This is a genomic window from Bacteroides congonensis (genome assembly GCF_900130125.1).
Classification (GTDB): domain Bacteria; phylum Bacteroidota; class Bacteroidia; order Bacteroidales; family Bacteroidaceae; genus Bacteroides; species Bacteroides congonensis.
Genome location: NZ_FQXY01000010.1, coordinates 1493071 through 1514713, shown reverse-complemented (window position 1 = coordinate 1514713; position 21643 = coordinate 1493071). Strand labels below are relative to the sequence as shown.

Below are 21643 nucleotides of genomic sequence, written 5' to 3'. Positions count from 1 at the left end.
TGATTAATTGGTTAGTGATTAATGAATAACCGCCGACTCGTTAAATCGGCGTATAAACTACCGCGAGGATTTTGGCGGCTTGTCCCTCATAAGCATGCACGTGATGAGGAACAATGGAGTCATAATAGATGCTGTCGCCTTCTTCAAGCAGATAGGTATTTTTGCCATAACTGATTTCCATGATACCTTCCATGACCATAATAAATTCTTCGCCTTCATGTGAAGAAAGTACGAAGTCGGTATCTTCCGTCGGCATCACGTCGATGATAAACGGTTCCATGTGACGGTCTGCCTTCGACTTGGACAGGGAATGATACTCCATATGTTTGCGGGAATGAATCGCATTATTGGAGAAGCTGATCGCATCTTTGGCTTCTTTCTTACGACATACCACCGGGCCTACTTCATCCTGATCGTCAAGGAAAGTACCCAAACGAACTCCCAATACGCGGGCAATCTTAATAAGCGGCGCAAGAGAAGGAATATCGATATTGTTTTCGATACGCTCGATCTGTTCGATGGCCAAACCGGAACGTTGTGCCAACTCTTCTATGGTAATTGATTTATCTTCCCGAAGGGCTTTAATCTTTTCGCCGACAATTTTACTGGTATCCATATTGTAAGTATTTTAGTTATCAAAGGTGATAAATTATAATAATTAGGTTGCAAAAATAACAAAATCTTTAGATGAGCACAATTATAATCAAAGAAAATATGACCATTCGACAGAAAAAGAAGAAACAAAAAAGCCGTTCCCCATAACGGGAAACGGCTTTTAAACTTTTCGCGGCAAGTAGATTACTTACGCAAACCGAGCTCTTTAATGATGGCGCGATATCTTGTGATATCTTTTGCCTTCAAATAGTCGAGTAAGCGACGACGCTTACCTACCAACATCGTTAAAGCTCTCTCTGTACTATAATCTTTTCTGTTGAGCTTCATATGCTCAGTCAGGTGAGAAATACGGTAGGAAAACAAAGCTATCTGCGCCTCTGATGAGCCAGTATCAGTGTTAGACTTTCCGTACTTTCCGAAGATTTCTTGCTTTTTAGCAGCGTCTAAATACATAATTCTTAGAATTTTAATATAGTAAATTATTCTTTTGAGCGTGCAAAGATAGGGATTATCTTTATATCCCACAATGATTTACAAGAAAAAATTGCTGGCATTGCATATATTTCTAATCCTTATTTCGTACCTTTGCAGCCAAATAATAGGTATTATATGCAAAATATTAGAAACATTGCAATCATTGCCCATGTCGACCATGGGAAAACAACGCTGGTTGACAAGATGCTATTGGCGGGAAATCTGTTCCGCAACAACCAAAATAGTGGTGAACTTATCCTGGATAACAACGATTTGGAACGCGAACGTGGCATAACGATTCTTTCCAAAAACGTTTCCATCAACTACAACGGCACCAAAATTAATATTATTGATACTCCGGGACACAGTGACTTCGGTGGCGAAGTAGAACGTGTGTTGAATATGGCCGACGGTTGTATCCTGTTGGTAGACGCCTTCGAAGGCCCGATGCCACAGACCCGTTTCGTCCTGCAGAAAGCACTGGAAATCGGCCTGAAACCAATCGTGGTAGTAAATAAGGTAGATAAACCCAACTGCCGTCCGGAAGAAGTATACGAAATGGTTTTCGACCTGATGTTCAGCCTTAACGCAACGGAAGACCAGCTGGACTTCCCCGTTATCTACGGTTCTGCCAAAAACAACTGGATGAGCACAGACTGGCAACATCCGACCGACACCATCACTCCGCTGCTGGATTGTATTGTCGAGAATATTCCCGCTCCGCAACAACTGGAAGGGACTCCGCAGATGTTGATTACCTCTCTGGACTATTCTTCTTATACGGGTCGTATCGCCGTAGGACGCGTACATCGCGGCACATTGAAAGAAGGCATGAACATAACGCTTGTGAAACGTAACGGTGATATGTTCAAGAGCAAAATCAAAGAACTTCATGTTTTCGAGGGTTTGGGCCGCGTCAAAACAACAGAGGTCTCTTCCGGTGATATTTGCGCATTGGTAGGTATCGACGGATTCGAAATCGGAGATACGGTTTGCGACTTTGAAAACCCGGAAGCATTGGCACCGATTTCTATCGACGAGCCGACCATGAGTATGTTGTTTGCTATCAACGACTCTCCTTTCTTCGGCAAAGACGGTAAGTTCGTGACTTCACGCCACATTCACGACCGCCTGATGAAGGAACTCGACAAGAACCTCGCCCTCCGCGTAAGAAAGAGTGAAGAAGACGGCAAATGGATTGTTTCCGGCCGTGGCGTACTTCATCTTTCCGTATTGATCGAGACGATGCGTCGCGAAGGATACGAATTGCAGGTAGGTCAGCCGCAGGTTATCTTCAAAGAAATAGACGGTGTGAAATGCGAGCCGATTGAAGAATTGACAATCAACGTGCCGGAAGAATATTCAAGCAAGATTATCGATATGGTCACCCGCCGCAAAGGTGAAATGGTAAAGATGGAAAATACAGGCGAGCGTATCAATCTTGAATTTAACATGCCTTCACGCGGTATCATCGGATTGCGTACGAATGTACTGACTGCCTCTGCCGGTGAAGCTATCATGGCACACCGTTTCAAAGAATACCAGCCGCACAAGGGAGAAATCGAACGCCGCACAAACGGCTCCATGATTGCTATGGAAAGCGGAACTGCTTTTGCATATGCTATCGACAAACTTCAAGATCGTGGTAAGTTCTTTATTTTCCCGCAGGACGAAGTTTATGCAGGACAGGTAGTAGGTGAGCACTCTCACGACAATGACCTGGTAATCAACGTTACTAAATCAAAGAAACTGACCAATATGCGTGCTTCCGGTTCGGATGATAAAGTTCGTCTGATTCCGCCTATCCAGTTCTCACTCGAAGAAGCACTGGAGTATATCAAGGAAGACGAATATGTGGAAGTCACTCCGAAAGCGATGCGCATGCGCAAAGTGATTTTGGACGAAATTGAACGTAAACGTGCGAATAAAAATTAATCCAACTTAGATTCTATATATTTGAAACGGGGAACAAAATTATCTGCTCCCCGTTTCTTATTTAAGGAAAGCTATACAACCAAGTGTATGCCATGCCGAACTTCTTAATACAACACAAGTCCGATTACACCTGCCAGACAAATCAACAGAATGGGATGAAGCTTCCACTTCCACGTCACTAAGAAAGCGACCGCAAAAATAGCTATGCTTTTATAGTCGATAAAATTCTCCCTGTTCATCATAAGCAATGCAGCCGAAGCAATCAGCGCAACCGACATGGGAAGCAGACCGGACATGGCAGCTTTGATATATTTGTTGTCCTTACACTTGGCAAAGAAATAGGAAATGAGCAACACCAGAATAAAAGAGGGCAAACAAACCGCCACAGTAGCTATCACAGCTCCCCAGACACTTTGTGTCACCGCATAGCCGACATAAGTGGCACTATTTATGCCAATCGGCCCCGGAGTCATCTGCGAAATGGCCACTACATCCGTAAACTGTTGGGGAGTCAGCCAATGATGCAGGTCTACTATCTCATGCTGGATAAGGGAAAGCATCGCATATCCGCCACCAAAACCAAACGTACCTATTTTAAGATACACCCAAAGTAGCTGCCAATATATCATACCTGTTTACTTACTATTTTTTCTTTCAACCACAATGTATATACTAATCCTCCTATAATCCCCGCCAATACGATATAAACAGGCGACAAACCAAACTGCCAAATCAGAACGGTAGCTATGGCAGGAGCAATCAACTGAAAATATTTCAGTTTCAGAGCCCTCGCAGCCGAAATACAGGGATACAGGATCAATGCCACCACCGCAGGACGTATTCCATTAAAGATACGAATCATTATTTCATTGTCCTGAAACCGGGCAAAAAACATCGCTATCAACATCATAATAACAAAGGAAGGAAGAATGGTAGCCAATGCACACACCAGGCTTCCGCCAACCTTGTATAGTTTATAACCCACAAAAATAGAAATATTCACCGCAAACACACCCGGAAGTGATTGTGTCAGAGCAAACATCTCCATAAATTCCTCTTTACTCATCCATTGTTTCGCCACGATCTCCCGCTCAATCAACGGAATCATGGCATAACCTCCACCAATCGTAAACATTCCTATCTTTGCAAATGTCGCAAACAGTTTTAAATACTCCAATACCATTCTTTCTTCCTTTTTCCCGCTTCTTAGTTTAGTTCTTAATCAGGCCTTTCTCCGCATCATATTTAATCTGATAATTCCGTCCTTTTACAGTTTTGAAAGTCAGAGACTTATCCGCATATTTTATTACACAGTTTCCTCCTGCACCGGAATGCACCGTAGCTTCTTTCAACTGATTATTCTCCCATACCATATCTATCTCAAAATTTCCTTTTGCACAGACACCGCTGACAGAACCATTCTTCCATGCATCGGGCAAAGCAGGCAACAACTGTATAAACCCCATATGACTTTGGAGCAACATCTCGGTAACTCCCGCTGTCCCGCCAAAATTTCCGTCAATCTGGAAAGGCGGATGGGTATCCCAAAGATTATCCATCGTCCCGTTCTTCAGTAAATTGCCGAACAAGGTATAAGCATGGTTGCCATCCTGCAAACGTGCCCATTGGTTCAACTTCCAACCCATACTCCAACCGGTAGCCCCGTCACCACGATGTACCAGTACTACTTTGGCTGCTTTCGCCAATTCAGGAGTGGTAACCGGAGAAACCGTACGCCCCGGATGCAACCCGAACAAATGATTCACATGACGATGTTCATCCTTCGGATCATCAATATCTACCGACCATTCCATCAACTGGCCGTAACGTCCTATTTTATAAGGGGCAAGATTGGCAAGTACATGTTCCCATTGCTTGCGTTCCTTCTTGTCTACACCCAGCACTTTGCTTGCTTCGATAGCATCCAGCAGAATTTCACGTACCACAGCATGCACAAAAGTTGCTCCCTGGTCGATAGGGCCATGTTCCGGCGAAGTAGAAGGTGCTGCCGTATACGTACCGTCCGGCTTATGCCACAAGTAATCAACGGCAAAATCCGCACTGCTCTTTATCAAGTCATAGCCTGTTTCTTTCAGAAATTTCACGTCTCTTGTATAGTCATAATACTCCCAGATATGAGTAGCCAGCCAAGGCCCCGCCATCGGATTGAAGTTCCAGGACATATCCTGGCTTTCCAAAGGAGTGGTAAATCCGAATATATTGCCGGAGATAGAAGCCGTCCACCCGCTCGCACCAAAATAAGACTGTGCAGTCCTCTCACCCGGCTTCACTAATGTACGGATAAAATCCACCAAGGGAAGCACGCACTCATTCAGGTTGGTAGAACAAGCAGGCCAATAGTTCATCTGAATATTGATATTATTATGGTAATCTACACGCCACGGGCCGTCTACATTATTATGCCATATACCTTGCAGATTGGCAGGCATATTTCCCGGACGGGAACTTGAAATCAACAGATAACGCCCGAATTGATAATATAGCTCTTCCAGATAATAATCCGGTTGTCCTTTCCTGTAATTCTTCAAACGTTGGGAAGTAGGTAAGTTTACCATCTTTGCCGTAGGATTCAACCTTAATTTCACTCGGTCAAACAAAGCGGAATAATCAGCATAATGCTGATTAAACAAAGCTGTATATCCTGACGAAACGGCATTCTCCATCCATTGCCTTGTCGTCTCTTCCGGATTGACACCTATATACGCTTTCGGATCTTTAAAATCCGGATCAAAGTTAGGTTTATAGTCCGTATCCGCCGTAATGTAGAACACAACTTCATCCGCTCCCTTCACTGTCAACTTTCCATCCGCATTTGTCAATGTCCCGCCTTTAGCCTCAGCTTGAATACGTACCACATACTTCATTCCGTTATTATCCAAAGAGGCGGAATACACCAGACCGCTGCTACCGTCAGCAGCCATACTTCCTGTAGATACAGGATTCGGAGCATAACTGAATATCAGGTTTTGTTTTCCCGGCTGGTCTGCGCTGAAACGTACCACCATCACATTAGCCGGGTAAGAAATAAAATAATTACGCTGATAAGCCACCCTATCTTTCTTGAATTGCACGACTGCCATAGCAGAATCCAAAGACAAGATACGTTTGTAGTCGCTCATTCCGATGATATTCAATCCGGTTTCTACATAAAATTCTCCCATCGTAGTAAAGCTACCGAAACGGAAAGGATTTTCTCCGTCAGCTTCATAAGACACTTCGCTATTAAAATTCTGCCGTGTCAGCATTTCAGCTTTCTTTTGATCGCCTTCTGTAAACGCCTTACGTATCTCATCTAATATATGAGCGGACTGTTTATTCACATTCCAATAATAATCCGCACCTTTTGCCGTATTCGGGCCACCACGCCAAAGCGTCTTTTCGTTAAAAGTAATACGTTCAGCCTCTACCGAACCCATTATATTAGCGCCCAAGCTACCATTACCAATCGGTAATGATTGCGATTCCCAGGCAGCGTCCGGGTTACGGGCTGTATCACCGGCTGTTTCCGGTTTATTTTCGCCTTTCCACATATCCGGTCTACCACCATACCATACGGCATATCCCTGTAATGTATTGGGAGTATCAAACCAGATAGCAAGTCCTTTTGTATAATCAGGGGCGCTTGCATGTGCAAGGATAAAAACAAGAAAAGTACAAACAAAAATAGAATAAAATTTCTTCATCATAGTTGTGTCATTTCAATATTAGTATGTTTCTACAAAGGTAACAAAAAATAGCACTTAAACGCAAGAAGGCGGTTCGAAATTCGAACCGCCTTCTGCAATATATCTAATATACAAATTAGAGTTTCGGACCAGCAGCAACCAAAGCCTTACCAGCTTCGTTACCTGTAAACTTAGCGAAGTTCTTGATGAAACGTCCAGCCAAGTCTTTTGCTTTTTCTTCCCATTGGCAAGCACATTCGTAAGTGTCGCGCGGGTCAAGGATTTTCGGATCAACACCTGGAAGCTCTGTAGGAACAACGAAGTCGAAGAAAGGAATAACCTTAGTAGGAGCTTTATCGATAGAACCGTCAAGGATAGCGTCGATGATACCACGAGTATCTTTGATAGAGATACGCTTGCCGGAACCATTCCAACCTGTGTTAACCAAGTATGCCTTAGCACCAGTCATTTCCATCTTCTTAACCAGTTCTTCTGCATATTTAGTCGGGTGCAGTGACAAGAAAGCAGCGCCAAAGCAAGCAGAGAATGTCGGAGTCGGTTCAGTGATACCACGTTCTGTACCAGCCAATTTAGCTGTAAATCCAGACAGGAAGTAATACTGAGCTTGTTCAGGGTTCAGGATGGATACCGGAGGTAATACACCGAATGCATCAGCAGACAAGAAAATAACTTGTTTTGCGTGAGGACCTTTAGAAACAGGCTTAACGATGTTTTCGATGTGATAGATAGGATAAGAAACACGAGTGTTTTCTGTTACGCTCTTATCTGTGAAATCGATCTTGCCGTTAGCGTCAACTGTCACGTTTTCAAGCAAAGCGTCACGTTTGATAGCATTGTAGATATCCGGTTCGCTTTCTTTATCCAGATTGATAACCTTAGCATAGCAACCACCTTCGTAGTTGAATACGCCTTCGTTGTCCCATCCGTGTTCGTCGTCACCGATCAATTTACGTTTCGGGTCGGTAGACAAAGTAGTCTTACCTGTACCTGACAAACCGAAGAAGATAGCAGAGCTGGTTCCTTCCATATCCGTGTTAGCGGAGCAGTGCATAGAAGCGATACCACGAAGCGGGTTCATGTAGTTCATGATAGAGAACATACCCTTCTTCATTTCACCACCGTACCAAGTATTCAGGATAACTTGTTCTTTAGTTTTCAGGTTGAATACTGTAGCGGTTTCAGAGTTCAAGCCCAGTTCCTGATAGTTGTCAACCTTAGCTTTAGAAGCGTTGAAACATACGAAATCAGGTTCTCCGTAATTAGCAAGTTCTTCAGCAGTCGGACGGATGAACATGTTAGTCACGAAGTGAGCCTGCCAAGCTACTTCCATGATGAAACGCACTTTCATACGAGTAGCTTCGTTAGCACCACAGAAAGTGTCAACAACGAACAGACGTTTGCCTGACAATTGCTTTACAGCTTTAGCTTTCAAGTCAGCCCAAGCTTCTTCAGTACAAGGTTTGTTGTCGTTTTTGTATTCGTCAGAAGTCCACCATACAGAATCAGCAGAAGCTTCATTCTTAACGAAGAATTTATCTTTAGGAGAACGACCGGTATAGATACCTGTCATTACATTAACAGCACCTAATTCAGTTACTTGACCTTTTTCAAAGCCTTCCAGACCTGGTTTTGTTTCTTCAGCGAACAAAACGTCATAAGACGGATTGTGCAAAATCTCGGTCACGCCCGTGATACCGTACTTGCTTAAATCTAAATTTGCCATTTTCTTTGAATTAATTAAATTGGTATTTTGTTTTATTATCTCTTTTCACCTTAACATGGGGAGCATTGGAGAGCCCCTTGTAAATCCGGGTACAAAAGTAATACTTTCTTTGGAATGAAAGAAGGGATTAGAGAAATTTTTCCCTAATTGAATCTCTTTTATAAATTCCTAACAATATCTGCAAACTGAACGTTGCAATTTGAAAGATTATCGCTTACTTTGCAAGTCTGTATGATATCAGAACTATGAAAATGAGATTAAATTATGATTAAACTATAATATGAAAGTAATTGATTTTAGCAAAACAAATTCGATTCTAAACCAGTACATATCCGAAATCAGAAATGTAGAAGTTCAGAATGACCGCCTGCGTTTCCGCCGTAATATAGAGCGTATCGGAGAAATCATGGCCTACGAAATGAGCAAGGAGTTTAGGTACTCTGTAAAGGACATCCGGACACCACTGGGCACCGCTCCAGTCAGCACACCGGACAACCAACTAGTTATCAGCACCATTCTGCGTGCGGGACTTCCTTTCCACCAGGGCTTTCTGAGCTACTTCGACGGAGCGGAAAACGCATTCGTTTCTGCCTATCGCAAATACAAGGACACACTGAAATTCGATATACATATTGAATATATCGCTTCTCCACGTATTGATGACAAAACGCTGATTATCACCGACCCTATGCTGGCAACGGGTGGCAGCATGGAACTTAGTTACCAGGCAATGCTGACCAAAGGCCATCCCGCCGAGATTCACGTAGCTTCCATTATCGCCAGCCAACAGGCCATCGACCATATAAAAAACATATTCCCCGAAGACAAGACTACCATTTGGTGTGCGGCTATCGACCCCGAAATCAATGAACATTCTTACATTGTTCCGGGACTGGGCGACGCCGGCGACCTTGCCTACGGAGAAAAGGAATAAAACTTTAAAGATTCTTCCGATATTGCTGCGGCGACATCCCCACTTGCTTCTTAAAGAACGTTCCGAAATAAGAAGCATTGGGGAAGCCGAAAGCGTTCGAAATTTCCTGAATGTCCTGTTGGGTATTTTTCAGCAACGAGATACTTTTGCGGACAATCGCCTTAAAGACAAGTTCCTGCACGGTGTATCCGCAAATGCTTTTAGATACGGCAGAAAGATATTTAGGAGACAGGCAGAGTTTATCCGCATAAAATTCTACACCACGCTCCTGCATATAATATTTCTCAATCAGTTGAATCAGACGGATAAAAACTTCTTTCTTGCGCCCTCCCGCCTCTTGTCCGTCATTGACAAGTTTACGATTATAAACCGAACAAATCCGGTATGTCAGCGCAAGCAAGAGCAACTTCTGCTCGTAAAGATTGAATGAATTGTCTTCTGCCCGCAAGGCACTGTCCAGCAGGGACATATATTTCATGATCTCATTTTCCTCACCGGTAGTCCACACACAGCAAGGTTCTTCGGGAGTGATCCGGGAATACATATACATAGTCACGACCGCATTACCCATAATGTCCCGGATAGGCTCTATCTGGTAAATCAGAATCTGCACTTCCAGATTTTCCGATTCCTGAAGTACCTGAAACTCGCCATCTTCGGGAATAAACAAACTTTCACCCGCTTTGGCCGTATGGGACTTTTGATTCAACGAGAACCGGAAACTACCCTGATGGCAGATAATCACCCCCAGGCCTTTCATGTGAAAAAGTTTTTTCAGGGAAGAGGGGAAAGTTACAAATACACCTCTCGAACTACATATATTTTTTCCACTCAATAAATCACGGTCAAATTGTAATAAACAGTCTTGTTGGGTATCCATAATACTAACATATTAACAAGGAAATATCAGATAAAACGATGCTAAGTTAGCAATTTTCGCTTAGGATAAGGAACGACAAGCACAAATATCATACAAATTAATCCACCGTAGATTGTCCAGCCTGCCATTTCCTTGAGAGCGGAGAGCGTAGCTTGCACCTGGATACGTCCTTTGGTAGATATAGCAGCCATATTACGGGCTTCCGTCTCGCTTTTTCCCTGATACTTCATGCCCTGAACCGTACCGAGAAAAGAGGTGGAAGCGTCGGGGTTCAGCAAGTCGACATTTTGGGCGTAACGGGTGATGTAATGTTGCTGCCGTTCCTGCAATACGTTTGAATAAATCGCCCCGCCGATACCGGGCCCCAGCACCATACGGACGGTAAGCATGATGCAAATCCAAGTAGAAAGGTACTTGAAAGGCATGCGCTGGTTGGCATAGGCGGCCGTCAGGGCATAGAGAATCATCATGCCGGTGGCACGGATAATGACCGCATACTTCAGGCGTTCATACATTCCGGCTGTCTGTACTTCAAAATACATGAAAACAGCCGACAAAGAAAGGAAGAAGAAGCCAAGGGCAAAAAGGTATTTGAAATGCAGCCCTTTGCCACCCAACGCCATGGCAATCACAGCACCGATAGCGTAACCTGCCATACACCAGTTGCCCAACGAGGCATTCTGCAAATTATCAAGATGCATCCCGACACCTGCAAACACATTGACAAACATGGCACTGGAATTGACAATCATCAACAGCAGATAGAGCAAAGCTCCCATACGGATTGTACGCAGTTTGAACGCGTCCAATAGGACATAAGGAGACCGGCGGGTGACATCCATATAAAGAAATATCCCCGCAAAAAGGATACTCACAGCGGTTGCCCAACGGATAGAGTCGTCATCATACCAGTCGAGAACCTTGCCATATACCAGTACGTAAGTGAGACACGTCAGCGAGATGCAGAATGCGGTAACATTGCCGAACTTGCGGAAATTGATGGGAAAACGCCCCGGAAACTTATAGTTGGGCATGGTGGTAAATATAATCAGGATAGAAACCAACAGAATCCCCATCATAAAATAGTATACATATTTCCACTCATATTCAAAGGACAGCCAGGCCGTCAATGCCGTGCCCAACTGTCCCAGAATCATAAAAAACAGATAAACAGCCGGTTGGCTCACACATCTCTCGATGTCCAGCTTATTCCAACCGGCAGCATCTTCCGGCTCCAGTCCGGGAGTTATATTACGGGTAGCTTCCATACCACCGGCATACCATATTAGTGTAAACAGATTGACCATCATCAGCACCATGCGCAAAAAGCCTGTCAGCAGGCTGCAAAGCGCCAACAGGAAAATGCTGTCGGTCTTGGCGCAAATATAGCTGAATATATACATGAACGCGAATCCGACAATGCACATCATCTTCTCCCGACGCACGCATACCAGTTCGTACAGGAACGGTGCAAACGCCGCCATACCGATAGAGGTCACAAAGTTGGCAAACTGGATGTGCTCGGAAATGATACCGAGCCCGCTCATCATCTCAGTACTATTCACCGAATAAACTCCGCCTACCGTAAGAATCGGCAGAAAGAAGAATAACAGGATGATAATACCCAAAGGCTTGGGCATCCAGTCATAAAAAGGATAATTTTTAGGATACGAGGGCATTTAGTCAGTGATTAATGATAAGTGATTAATGATATGACGGAGCAGGCGGCAAGACATGATCAGAGTCTGGCTTTCACCACTACCATCATGCCGGCGGCCAGTCTTTCGTTGTCTTCCGGGGACAAATCGGTGAAATCAATACGCACGGGAATGCGCTGTTGTATCTTCACAAAGTTCCCCGCCGAATTATCCGTCGGTACCAACGAGTATTTGGAACCGGTCGCCCCTGAAATGGACGTCACCTTCCCGGTAAACTCTTTATCACTGATGGCATCCACCGTGACAGATACTTCCTGCCCGATATGCAGATTCTCGATTTGCGTCTCCTTATAGTTGGCTACAATCCATTTTTGAGTGTTGGGGAGAATATACGTAATCGTTTGCCCTGCCGAGATGAATTGCCCTTCTTCCAACGAGCGGCGACCGAGTTTGCCGTCGCAGGGAGCTACCACAACCGTGTAAGAAAGGTTCAGGCGTGCCATTTCGAGCGCCGCCGTCGCCCGTTGGATAGCGGCTTCGGTACTCACACGGCGGTAAGACACTTCATCCACCCCGGAGAGGGCGGCTTTCTTCTGTCTTTGTACGGCTTCCAGTTTCTTGCGTGTAGCCTCATAATCCGTGACAATCTGTTCCAACTGAATGGGAGTGGCCGCATTCCGCTTTACCAGATTTTCATATCGTTTCCGGTCTTTCTCCAGTTTGGCAAGGCGTACTTCAATCTCGGCAATGGAAGCATCGTACACGGATGCCGTTGTCTGCGTGGTGTGCAATGTGGCATTGATTACCGTAGCGCCGGCTTGGGCGTCTTTCAGCGCGGCTTCGGCTTCCATTACGCGGATCTTATATTCACGGTCGTCGAGCACCATCAAAGTATCGCCTTTATGCACTTCCTGATGTTCGGTAAAATATATCTTGTCAATATATCCCGACGCACGCAGGTTGATAGGCGACACATATTGCTCTATCTGCGCATCGTTACTGGTTTCTGTCCGGCTATAACTCAGAAAAAGGCAAACCACTTCGATTACCCCCCAAACAATAATAGCCACGCCCAGAAAGCTGACTGCAATCTGCCAACGGCGAAGTTTCTTCATTTTCTTCGCTTTCTCCTGATGAGTAGCGGAAGGGATATTGTTTTCCATTGTTTCCATATTTATGATTCAGTTTTTAGTTGCGTATTATTTGACTAATGATTCTATCTGACCGGTCAGTTTGAGCAGCATCAGGTTAGTGACCCGGTAGTTATAGTGTGCGCTGATATAGTTGTTCTGCGCTTCACTCATCTGCATTTCATCCTGCAGCACCTCGGTCATCGAAGCGATACCTTCCCGATAACGGTCGGAAGTAACGGCGTACACGTCTTCAGCCAGCAGATAATTGTCTTTCTGCTTCTTAAAGTTACGCTGGTTGTTCATCAGGTCGTTCACAGCATTCAGGTATTGGGTTTGGAGATTCTTCCGGGTGTCTTCCCATGCCAGTTTCCTGTTTTCGATGTCAATCATGGCTTTCCTTATTTTATAGGTCTTGTCCAGTCCGTCGAAAATAGGAATACGCAAGGTCAGTCCCAAGCCATAGGAACGGAACCAATGATTGGACGGGCCGGAGTGGAACCAATGATACCCCTTATCGGTATAAGCAGCATATCTCCAGTTGCCCGTCAGGCTGAGAGAAGGAATATATCCATTGCTCACCATGCGTTTCTGCCGCTCCGCCAGTTCCACCTGCGACTGCGTAAGTTGAAGCTCGTAAAGGTCTTCCGACAGGCCGGTTAAAGCCACTGTCGTAATACTGTCCGTATTGACCGGTGTCAGGGCGATTTCTTTTTCAGCAGGATAATCCATAATGTACTTCAGCATATTAAGCTGCTGTTTCATCATCGCCTGCGCATTGTCATATTGCACTTTCAGATTTTCCAAATTGATATTTACCCTTTTCAAATCGACCTCCATTGACATTCCGTTGTCAAAAAAGGCTTGGGTAATGTTCCGCAATTCTTCCAGACGGGTGATATTCGCCTTTATCAGCACTATTTGCTCGGCCGTAACTTGTCCGAGGTAGTACATCTTACTGATTTGTAAAATGATATCCTCCCTTGCCTTACCATAAGATAACCGACTGATTTCCTCCATGGTTTTAGCAATGGACATGGAAGTGTAAAGAGTCTGATTAAAAAGTGGCATCTGCATTTCCAGTCCCGCATTGGCTGAATGTTGCAATGTTTGGGTAATATTATAAGGAACACCGTAAGACGAACCGTCCGTCACAGATACCGGCGGGTCAAAATTATTATTATAACCGGCAGCGGCACTAATCTGCGGCAACAGTTTCGCCCGATTTTCAGAAACACCATATTTGCTTTTCTGTATTTCCTTACGTTTACTCTCCAACGACAGGTTGTTATCTATCCCTATCCGCAGACAGTCCTCCAATGTCAGGGTTTCTACTCCCTGTGTTCTTCCATTTACAACGAACAAACTTAAAAAGGTAAAAATGAACAGTAATTTCTTCATAATATGTGCTCTATAATTGGCTACAAATTTAGCGGGTTACGACATATGAAGGCTACTCATAATCCGACTCTTTCTATTCATATTTTCCTTTTTCAATGAGGAAATATTCAAGGCTTGTCAGTTTCAAGATTGTTCCCTATTTGAAACTATTAGTTTCTCGGTGTGAAATTTTTAGTTTCAAAGCAACAACACAACAGCGTTTGTTTTTCATAATTTTTTAGTGAATGCAAAACGGCTCTCTTCGTGATGAAGAGAGCCGTCCTTATTTAATGAAGCTACCTTATATATTGTAACCGATGTTGAAATCCACCAGTCACTTGATCTTATATAAAGGATGTGTCTACTTATTCCGCGTCAGGCTTTTTAGTTAGTTTGCGCCGTCCCGCCCATACGAGAATCATGACTCCGATTAATAACATAGCCAATGCTGCATAGGCGATACTTTCTGTAACATGGATGCTCTGCGGATCAAACCACATTTCGATGGTATGCTCTCCGGCCGGTACGTTCATTGCACGCAGGATGTAGTCGGCGCGGGCAATGTCCACCGGTTGTCCGTCAATAGTCGCCTGCCATCCAGGATAGTATATTTCAGAGAATACCACAACTCCGTCTTTAGCCGAAGAGGTCTTATAAACCAATCGGTTCGGCTCGTAACTGGTCAGGCGGATGGTAGACAAAGAGTCCTTATATCCTTCTGTCACTCCTTTCAGTTGTTCCTTGAATTTGGCATCTACTACGGCAGTCTCTGTCGGAAGAATATCATGCAAGGCATCAATTTCCTCGTTTGCGTTGTTCACGTATTGCACTTTATCCACAAACCAGGCATTGCCGTAAGCATACGGATTTTGAACAGGAACAGGTTGGCCTTGTTCTCCGGCGGGGAAGATAAAGTATTTCGTGTTCAACATATTCAGCACACGAAATTTGGAAGCATCCACGCTGTCCATCTCACCGCCGGCAGTCGCCACAGCCTGATAAGTCTCCTGCATTTCAGGAACGATATGATGGTCGATCATTTCCTGATAACGGCGCAGTTTGGCAGCATGGTAACCACCGACACTCTTATGCCAGTATGCCGTATTATTCTCATTAAATGTATTATTTGGGAAGCCTATAAAGTTCAGCACACGGTAATCCAAAGTAGTATCCTGAAGGATGATTTCATCCGCTTGTGTCTTGACAAACGCTTCCGCTTGTTTGGACCTCGGGACAAATTGTTCGTCATTCAAATAGCGTTTGTTGACCGTCCACATGTCTATCAGACATAGAAGTGCGATACCTGCCAAAGTAAAAGTAGCTTTCAACTTTCTCTGTTGATACAGGAATAAGAGGAAGCATCCCACAATGATAATGAAGAAGCTGCGCCATGCATCCGAAGAGATAATCGCTTCGCGCATTTCCGTCAGATTAGTAACGACCGGAGTAAGATGTTCTGCCGGAAGTCCCTGCTTCAATGCGCCCATCTCTTGTGCCGTGATGAAACTGGAGAAGAAAACGCCCGGAGCAACAGCCAAAATCAACGCAACACCAACCGTAAGGAATAATGTAACAATGATACCTGTGCGGTTCTCTTTCAGTTTCAGGATTTCCGGCTTACTGAATATTTCCTTCAACGCAAAAATCGCCAACAGAGGAATTGTAAATTCGGCAATCACCAGAATAGAAGATACGGCACGGAACTTATTATACATCGGGATATAATCTATGAAGAAATCCGTCAGTCCCATGAAATTCTTTCCCCAGGAAAGCAAAATCGAGAAAATGGTAGCTCCCAACAATGCCCATTTGAGCGGGCCTTTCACAATAAAGCAACCCAAGATAAACAGGAACATGACAAATGCGCCTACATATACCGGGCCGGCAGTCCACGGCTGGTCACCGAAATATTGCGGGAACTGCGAATAGATACTGCCATACATCGGGTTCGCCTTTGCCATAGCCGCTTCGCTCTGCGACATAGTAGCCGATGACGCCCCGCCTTTCACATTCGGGACCAGTAAGGTCAATGTTTCGCCAATTCCGTAACTCCAGTTCGTAATATAATCACGATCCAGCCCGCTACTGGTCTGATTGGCGGCTGGTCCTTCCTGCTTCAATTCGCTTTTGCCGCGCATCGTCTCTTTGCTATACTCATACGTGTGGTACAGGTTGGAAATATTGATACACACTCCCACTACGGCAGCCAATGCCAAAACCACGCTGGCTTTGAAGAAATGCGGCAGTTCTTTCTTCTTATAAGCATCTTCGAAGTAAGCCCCTACAATAAACAGGATGACAAACATGAAGTAATAGCTCATCTGAATGTGGTTGGACTGTATCTGAAGAGCGATAAACAAAGCCGTGATAATTCCTCCCAACAGGTATTTCTTTCGATAGGCCAGGACGACACCCGCAATCGTAGACGGTATATAAGCCAGTGTCACAAATTTCCAGATATGTCCCGCAGATATCAGGATAAAGAAGTAGGAAGAAAAAGCCCATATGACTCCGCCTAACGCCGCCAGCCAGGCCGATATGCCGAATGCCCGCAAGAGGATATAGAATCCGAGCATCATAATAAAAGTCAGCACCACATAGTCGGGCAGATAAAGCCGATAAACTTTTTCAACCCAATTCAGTGGTTTCGTCGAGTCGTAACTCGGAGACATCTGATAGGTAGGCATACCGCCGAAAATTGCATTTGTCCAGCGTGTACGTTCTCCGGTACGGTCGCGGTACTCTTTCGATTCCTGTCCGGCACCGACTCCGGCTACGGAATCATGCTGAAACAAAATACGGCCTTCAATATCAGCCGGGAAGAAATAAGCAAAAGAAAGAATAATAAAGGCCAGAATGGCGATTAAATCGGGAAGAAGTTTCTTCATATAATTAAGAATTGAGAATCGAGAATTAAGAACTGGAAATTGAGAACCACCACGCTTCATACCGCGCAGCGCATTCTCAATTTTCAATTCCCAATTCTCAATTTAATTAATATCTATAATGGTCGGCCTTATAAGGTCCGTCTACAGATACACCTATATAAGCAGCCTGTTCAGGAGTCAGCCTGGTCAGTTCCACACCAATCTTTTCGAGATGCAGGCGGGCAACTTCTTCGTCCAGATGCTTCGGCAAGCGATATACATCGACTTCATATTTCTTGTTGAACAACTCAATCTGAGCCAATGTCTGATTGGTAAATGAGTTACTCATAACGAATGACGGATGTCCCGTCGCGCAGCCGAGGTTTACAAGACGACCGTCAGCAAGCAGGATGATACTGTGTCCATCCGGGAAATAATAGCGGTCTACCTGTGGCTTGATGTTCACACATTTGATACCCGGATAATGCTTCAAGGCGTCCACCTGGATTTCGTTATCGAAGTGACCGATGTTGCAAACAATGGCCTGGTCTTTCATTTTCTCCATATGGTCGATACGGATAATGTCAATATTACCGGTGGTAGTCACGAAAATATTACCTTCAGCACAAGCATCTTCCATAGTTACCACTTCAAAGCCTTCCATAGCCGCCTGCAATGCACAGATAGGGTCTACTTCCGTCACCAACACACGTGCTCCGTAAGAACGCATGGAGTGGGAACAACCTTTACCTACATCACCATAACCACATACCACCACGACTTTTCCGGCAATCATCACGTCCGTTGCACGCTTGATACCGTCAGCCAATGATTCACGGCAACCATAAAGGTTATCAAACTTGGATTTCGTTACCGAGTCGTTCACATTGAATGCCGGGAACAGCAGTTTGCCTTCTTCCTGCATCTGATACAAACGGTGTACGCCTGTCGTTGTCTCTTCAGACACACCACGCATTTCTTCAGCTACACGATGCCAACGGGTATTATCTTCTGCCAATACTTTCTTCAGGATGGCATTCAGTTCGATTTCATCTTCGGCATGTACTTCCTTATCTAATACAGCCGCGTTATTCTCTGCGTCATAACCTACGTGAATCATCATCGTAGCGTCACCGCCATCGTCCACAATCACATTAGGGCCTTTACCATCAGCAAAGCTCAATGCCTGCAAAGTGCACCACCAGTAATCGGCCAGTGTTTCACCTTTCCATGCGAACACAGGCACACCTGAAGCGGCAATGGCGGCAGCAGCATGATCCTGCGTTGAATATATATTACAAGAGCACCAACGTACTTCAGCTCCTAAAGCAACCAGTGTTTCAATCAACACGGCTGTTTGAATAGTCATGTGCAACGAGCCCATAATGCGGGCACCTTTTAACGGTTTGGATTCTCCATACTTTTCGCGAAGAGCCATCAGGCCGGGCATTTCTTTTTCTGCCAAATCGATTTCCTTGCGTCCAAAATCTGCAAGCGTAATATCTGCCACCTTATAGGGCAGAGTAGAGAATAATTCTGTAGACATATTGTAAATCATTTAATATATAATGGTACAAAGATAGAACATTCTGATTAGTAGGGCAAAAGCTATCTGTTTTTTTTATATTATAATAACTTGGAAGGTCACCCGGTTTATCAATTTATTGTCTTATATTTGCAACAGATAAAACAGTTTATACAACATTTTAGTAAATAGCAGTAAGCCCTCTATGCGAAACTACGACAACAAAACAAAAGAAGAGTTATTAGAAATAATCGAACAATTAGAGAAGAAGGCAGAATCTCTTTCTTCTCAACATGTATACGCAAAACAACAAAAGGAACTGGATGCCGCCAGGATAAAAGCCGAAGAGTCCGACCGGCTCAAATCTGCCTTTCTTGCCAATATGAGCCATGAAATCCGTACTCCACTCAATGCCATAGTCGGATTCTCCAAATTGCTCGCATCTGCGGAATGTACAGAAGATAAAAAGCAATATTCCGAAATTATTGACAGAAACTCGGAGATACTATTGAACTTGTTTAATGATATCCTTGATTTATCATCGCTTGAAGCCGGATCGCTCAAGTTCAATATCCGCCCTATCAAGTTAATTGATATTTGCCGGCAACTGGAACAGCGATTCCATTATAAAACTCAAAGTAACGTCAAACTCATCCTGGATGATGTAAATACGGATATGTATGCTTCCGGCGACTGGAACCGTATCATACAGGTTATAAGTAATCTGCTTAGCAACGCTACCAAATTCACTCCCAAGGGAGAAATTCACTTCGGCTATCGTGAAAAAGAGGATTTTGTGGAATTCTATGTCAAGGACAGCGGCATCGGTATTGCCGCAGAAAGGGCAGCTACCATCTTCCGCCGTTTCGGTAAAGTGAATGATTTCATACAGGGAACCGGACTGGGACTGGCACTCTGCAGAATGTTAGTAGAAAAGATGGGCGGACGAATCTGGCTGCGTTCCCAAGAAGGCAAAGGAAGCAGATTCTACTTTACTCTCCCTCTGGTTCACGTCTAAAGGCACTTTGATAAATAAAAAACGGTGGATAGCTCTTGCAATATAGCTATCCACCGTTTTTCTTATCTATTCAATCTCATTTCTTTGCAACCGGCGCACTCAGCATTTCTTTATACTTCACCGGATCGTTCAGGACTTTCACTGCTTCCTTCAACCCGTCATCATCTTTCAACTGCTGGATGATATTACCGCGCTGATAGTAGTAACGCTTGATAATTTCAGAAGCAATCATTTTCTTTATATCACCGGAGAAATAATCCAAATCACGTTCCAAGTCATGGTTCAGCTTCTTTTCGAGTGCCTTGAACTCTTCCGAAGCATCCGTCATATACCCTTCAAACTCCGCAGCTTCCTTCAACGTTTTCAGAATCTTCTCGCTTTGCTGGTCATATTTGAAATCGGCTTTCTTCACCAATGCTTTAAAGGCATTATAATCAGCGTCCGTCACTTCAAACTTTTCAGGAGCAACGACGGTAGGATGATCCAGACAATATTGGGTTGCATAATCGAAAATCAGATTATCACGTACCAGATAGAACAGGATATTCGGCAATTTCTCCTGCTTGATGACAATATCCGGCATTACACCGCCGCCGTCACGGACTTCACGTCCGGCTGCCGTATGAAATACTTTAGTCAGACTATCGGGAATAGTCCCTACACTTCCGTCTTCATTGCGATGCTTGTAGTCGATGGCCTGCACGCAGCGTCCGCTAGGAATATAATATTTGGAAGTAGTCACCTTCATCGTTCCGCCATAAGGCAGCGAACGGGGAACCTGTACCAACCCTTTTCCGAAAGTACGGCTGCCAATGACTACCGCACGGTCAAGGTCTTGCAAAGAACCTGACAGAATTTCGGAAGCGGAAGCTGTCCCGCTATTAACCAACACTGCAATTGGAATATCCAAATCCAGCGGTTCGCGCAATGTCTTATACGTATTGCTGGCTTGCTTGATTTTTCCCTTAGTCGTCACAATCACCTTTCCACGCGGCAAGAAATAGTTGGCAATTTCCACCGCTTCATCCAGCAGGCCGCCGCCGTTTCCACGAAGGTCGATAACCAGCGAAGTGGCTCCCTGTTTCTTCAAATCCAAAAATGCTTTCTTGAAATCTTTGGAAGGATTACCGGAAAAAGTACTCAAGTTGATGTACCCTACCTGATTATCGAGTACGGCAGCATAAGGAATGGAAGGATTCTGAATAGATTCACGCACAATCGTGAATTCCATCGGAGTGCGTCCGCCTTTGGCGTTCGGACGTTCCACTTTCAGCTTGAAACTGGTACCCGCCTGTCCGCGCAACATCTGGCTGACTTCCGCATTGTTCTTGCCTGCAAGGTCTGTCCCGTCAATCTCCATCAGAATATCTCCGGCTTTCAATCCGGCTTTCGCTGCCGGTGTGCCTTCGAACGGTTCGGAAATCATCGAGCATTTCAGTTTGGTATTATAAGCAATGTAGGAGCCTATACCACCGAATGAGCCCTTAATCATCTGTTCCAGTTCGCTCTGGTCTTCTTCGGGGAAATATTCCGTATAAGGATCCAGCGTGAAAAGCATATTGTCGATTCCTTCCCTGATTGTCTTATTCGGGTCGATCGTATCTACATAGAACATATCCAGTTCCTTCACAATCGCGTTAAATATATCCAGATTCTTTGCAATCTGGAAATTGCGGTCGTCGCCACTCTTGAAACTAAAGAAAGCTACGGCAGCCATTACAGCCACTATAACGACAGCTACCCGCCCATTCAGCAATTTTTTCATACTTCTTTCAATATAAATGAGTTGTAAAAGTA

Annotated in this window: 15 protein-coding genes and 1 pseudogene; 3 read left to right on the top strand and 13 right to left on the bottom strand. The window is 44.5% G+C overall.

Annotated elements, in window-relative coordinates; translation table 11 throughout:
• Positions 1–40: 40 nt before the first annotated feature.
• Together BQ7997_RS16865 and rpsO are read right to left on the bottom strand one after the other, a co-directional pair.
• Positions 41–616 carry a helix-turn-helix domain-containing protein gene (locus BQ7997_RS16865; RefSeq protein WP_044653488.1) on the bottom strand — a complete coding sequence of 192 codons (576 nt, stop codon included), beginning with the start codon at positions 614–616 and terminating at the stop codon, positions 41–43.
• A 182-nt stretch (positions 617–798) separates the two neighbouring features.
• On the bottom strand, positions 799–1068 hold the full coding sequence (gene rpsO, locus BQ7997_RS16860) for a 30S ribosomal protein S15 (protein ID WP_073347320.1): 270 nt from the start codon (positions 1066–1068) through the stop codon (positions 799–801).
• 156 nt (positions 1069–1224) lie between these two features.
• On the opposite strand from rpsO, the gene typA reads away from it, so the two are divergent.
• On the top strand, positions 1225–3024 hold the full coding sequence (gene typA / locus BQ7997_RS16855) for a translational GTPase TypA (RefSeq protein WP_022139709.1): 1800 nt from the start codon (positions 1225–1227) through the stop codon (positions 3022–3024).
• Between the two features lie 104 nt (positions 3025–3128).
• Here the strand turns inward: typA and BQ7997_RS16850 are convergent, their stop codons facing one another.
• The 4 genes from BQ7997_RS16850 to pckA form a co-directional block, all read right to left on the bottom strand.
• Positions 3129–3653, bottom strand: coding sequence for a chromate transporter (locus tag BQ7997_RS16850; protein ID WP_073347319.1), 525 nt, complete (start codon positions 3651–3653; stop codon positions 3129–3131).
• Positions 3650–4207, bottom strand: coding sequence for a chromate transporter (locus BQ7997_RS16845; protein ID WP_022139711.1), 558 nt, complete (start codon positions 4205–4207; stop codon positions 3650–3652). The genes BQ7997_RS16850 and BQ7997_RS16845 overlap by 4 nt, the downstream gene beginning before the upstream one ends.
• Before the next feature lie 28 nt (positions 4208–4235).
• Positions 4236–6728: a glycoside hydrolase family 95 protein gene (locus BQ7997_RS16840; protein WP_073347490.1), complete on the bottom strand. Its 2493-nt coding sequence runs from the start codon at positions 6726–6728 to the stop codon at positions 4236–4238.
• A gap of 118 nt (positions 6729–6846) precedes the next feature.
• Positions 6847–8454 carry a phosphoenolpyruvate carboxykinase (ATP) gene (pckA, locus tag BQ7997_RS16835; protein WP_073347318.1) on the bottom strand — a complete coding sequence of 536 codons (1608 nt, stop codon included), beginning with the start codon at positions 8452–8454 and terminating at the stop codon, positions 6847–6849.
• Between the two features lie 280 nt (positions 8455–8734).
• Between pckA and upp the strand changes: the two genes are divergently transcribed.
• The gene (gene upp, locus BQ7997_RS16830) at positions 8735–9388 is read left to right on the top strand and encodes a uracil phosphoribosyltransferase (RefSeq protein ID WP_022140255.1); all 654 of its coding nucleotides are present in this window, start codon (positions 8735–8737) and stop codon (positions 9386–9388) included.
• Between the two features lie 4 nt (positions 9389–9392).
• Here upp and BQ7997_RS16825 read toward each other — a convergent pair whose 3' ends face one another.
• From BQ7997_RS16825 to ahcY, 6 genes are all read right to left on the bottom strand, one after another.
• On the bottom strand, positions 9393–10268 hold the full coding sequence (locus BQ7997_RS16825; protein ID WP_022140254.1) for an AraC family transcriptional regulator: 876 nt from the start codon (positions 10266–10268) through the stop codon (positions 9393–9395).
• A gap of 41 nt (positions 10269–10309) precedes the next feature.
• A complete protein-coding gene (locus BQ7997_RS16820; RefSeq protein WP_022140253.1) occupies positions 10310–11947 on the bottom strand; it encodes an efflux MFS transporter permease in 1638 nt (545 codons plus the stop codon).
• Positions 11948–12006: 59 nt separating this feature from the next.
• Positions 12007–13098 carry an HlyD family secretion protein gene (locus tag BQ7997_RS16815; RefSeq protein ID WP_073347317.1) on the bottom strand — a complete coding sequence of 364 codons (1092 nt, stop codon included), beginning with the start codon at positions 13096–13098 and terminating at the stop codon, positions 12007–12009.
• Between the two features lie 27 nt (positions 13099–13125).
• The gene (locus BQ7997_RS16810) at positions 13126–14457 is read right to left on the bottom strand and encodes a TolC family protein (RefSeq protein WP_073347316.1); all 1332 of its coding nucleotides are present in this window, start codon (positions 14455–14457) and stop codon (positions 13126–13128) included.
• A 344-nt stretch (positions 14458–14801) separates the two neighbouring features.
• Positions 14802–17324, bottom strand: a complete 2523-nt coding sequence (locus tag BQ7997_RS16805; protein ID WP_073347489.1) for a YfhO family protein — start codon at positions 17322–17324, stop codon at positions 14802–14804.
• A 106-nt stretch (positions 17325–17430) separates the two neighbouring features.
• On the bottom strand, positions 17431–18861 hold the full coding sequence (ahcY, locus tag BQ7997_RS16800) for an adenosylhomocysteinase (RefSeq protein WP_097677815.1): 1431 nt from the start codon (positions 18859–18861) through the stop codon (positions 17431–17433).
• A 268-nt stretch (positions 18862–19129) separates the two neighbouring features.
• On the opposite strand from ahcY, the pseudogene BQ7997_RS16795 reads away from it, so the two are divergent.
• A pseudogene (locus BQ7997_RS16795) lies at positions 19130–19846 on the top strand (sensor histidine kinase); the annotation flags it as partial.
• Positions 19847–19922: 76 nt separating this feature from the next.
• On the opposite strand, the gene BQ7997_RS16790 reads toward BQ7997_RS16795, so the two are convergent.
• Positions 19923–21611: a S41 family peptidase gene (locus BQ7997_RS16790; RefSeq protein ID WP_073347314.1), complete on the bottom strand. Its 1689-nt coding sequence runs from the start codon at positions 21609–21611 to the stop codon at positions 19923–19925.
• Between the last annotated feature and the right edge of the window lie 32 nt (positions 21612–21643).

Coding starts and splice junctions, on each gene's coding strand:
- upp (WP_022140255.1), top strand. CDS start 8,735: ATGAAAGTAATTGATTTTAGCAAAACAAATTCGATTCTAAACCAGTAC.
- BQ7997_RS16820 (WP_022140253.1), bottom strand. CDS start 11,947: ATGCCCTCGTATCCTAAAAATTATCCTTTTTATGACTGGATGCCCAAG.
- BQ7997_RS16790 (WP_073347314.1), bottom strand. CDS start 21,611: ATGAAAAAATTGCTGAATGGGCGGGTAGCTGTCGTTATAGTGGCTGTA.
- pckA (WP_073347318.1), bottom strand. CDS start 8,454: ATGGCAAATTTAGATTTAAGCAAGTACGGTATCACGGGCGTGACCGAG.
- BQ7997_RS16810 (WP_073347316.1), bottom strand. CDS start 14,457: ATGAAGAAATTACTGTTCATTTTTACCTTTTTAAGTTTGTTCGTTGTA.
- typA (WP_022139709.1), top strand. CDS start 1,225: ATGCAAAATATTAGAAACATTGCAATCATTGCCCATGTCGACCATGGG.
- BQ7997_RS16865 (WP_044653488.1), bottom strand. CDS start 616: ATGGATACCAGTAAAATTGTCGGCGAAAAGATTAAAGCCCTTCGGGAA.
- BQ7997_RS16850 (WP_073347319.1), bottom strand. CDS start 3,653: ATGATATATTGGCAGCTACTTTGGGTGTATCTTAAAATAGGTACGTTT.
- rpsO (WP_073347320.1), bottom strand. CDS start 1,068: ATGTATTTAGACGCTGCTAAAAAGCAAGAAATCTTCGGAAAGTACGGA.
- ahcY (WP_097677815.1), bottom strand. CDS start 18,861: ATGATTTACAATATGTCTACAGAATTATTCTCTACTCTGCCCTATAAG.
- BQ7997_RS16805 (WP_073347489.1), bottom strand. CDS start 17,324: ATGAAGAAACTTCTTCCCGATTTAATCGCCATTCTGGCCTTTATTATT.
- BQ7997_RS16840 (WP_073347490.1), bottom strand. CDS start 6,728: ATGAAGAAATTTTATTCTATTTTTGTTTGTACTTTTCTTGTTTTTATC.
- BQ7997_RS16815 (WP_073347317.1), bottom strand. CDS start 13,098: ATGGAAACAATGGAAAACAATATCCCTTCCGCTACTCATCAGGAGAAA.
- BQ7997_RS16825 (WP_022140254.1), bottom strand. CDS start 10,268: ATGGATACCCAACAAGACTGTTTATTACAATTTGACCGTGATTTATTG.
- BQ7997_RS16845 (WP_022139711.1), bottom strand. CDS start 4,207: ATGGTATTGGAGTATTTAAAACTGTTTGCGACATTTGCAAAGATAGGA.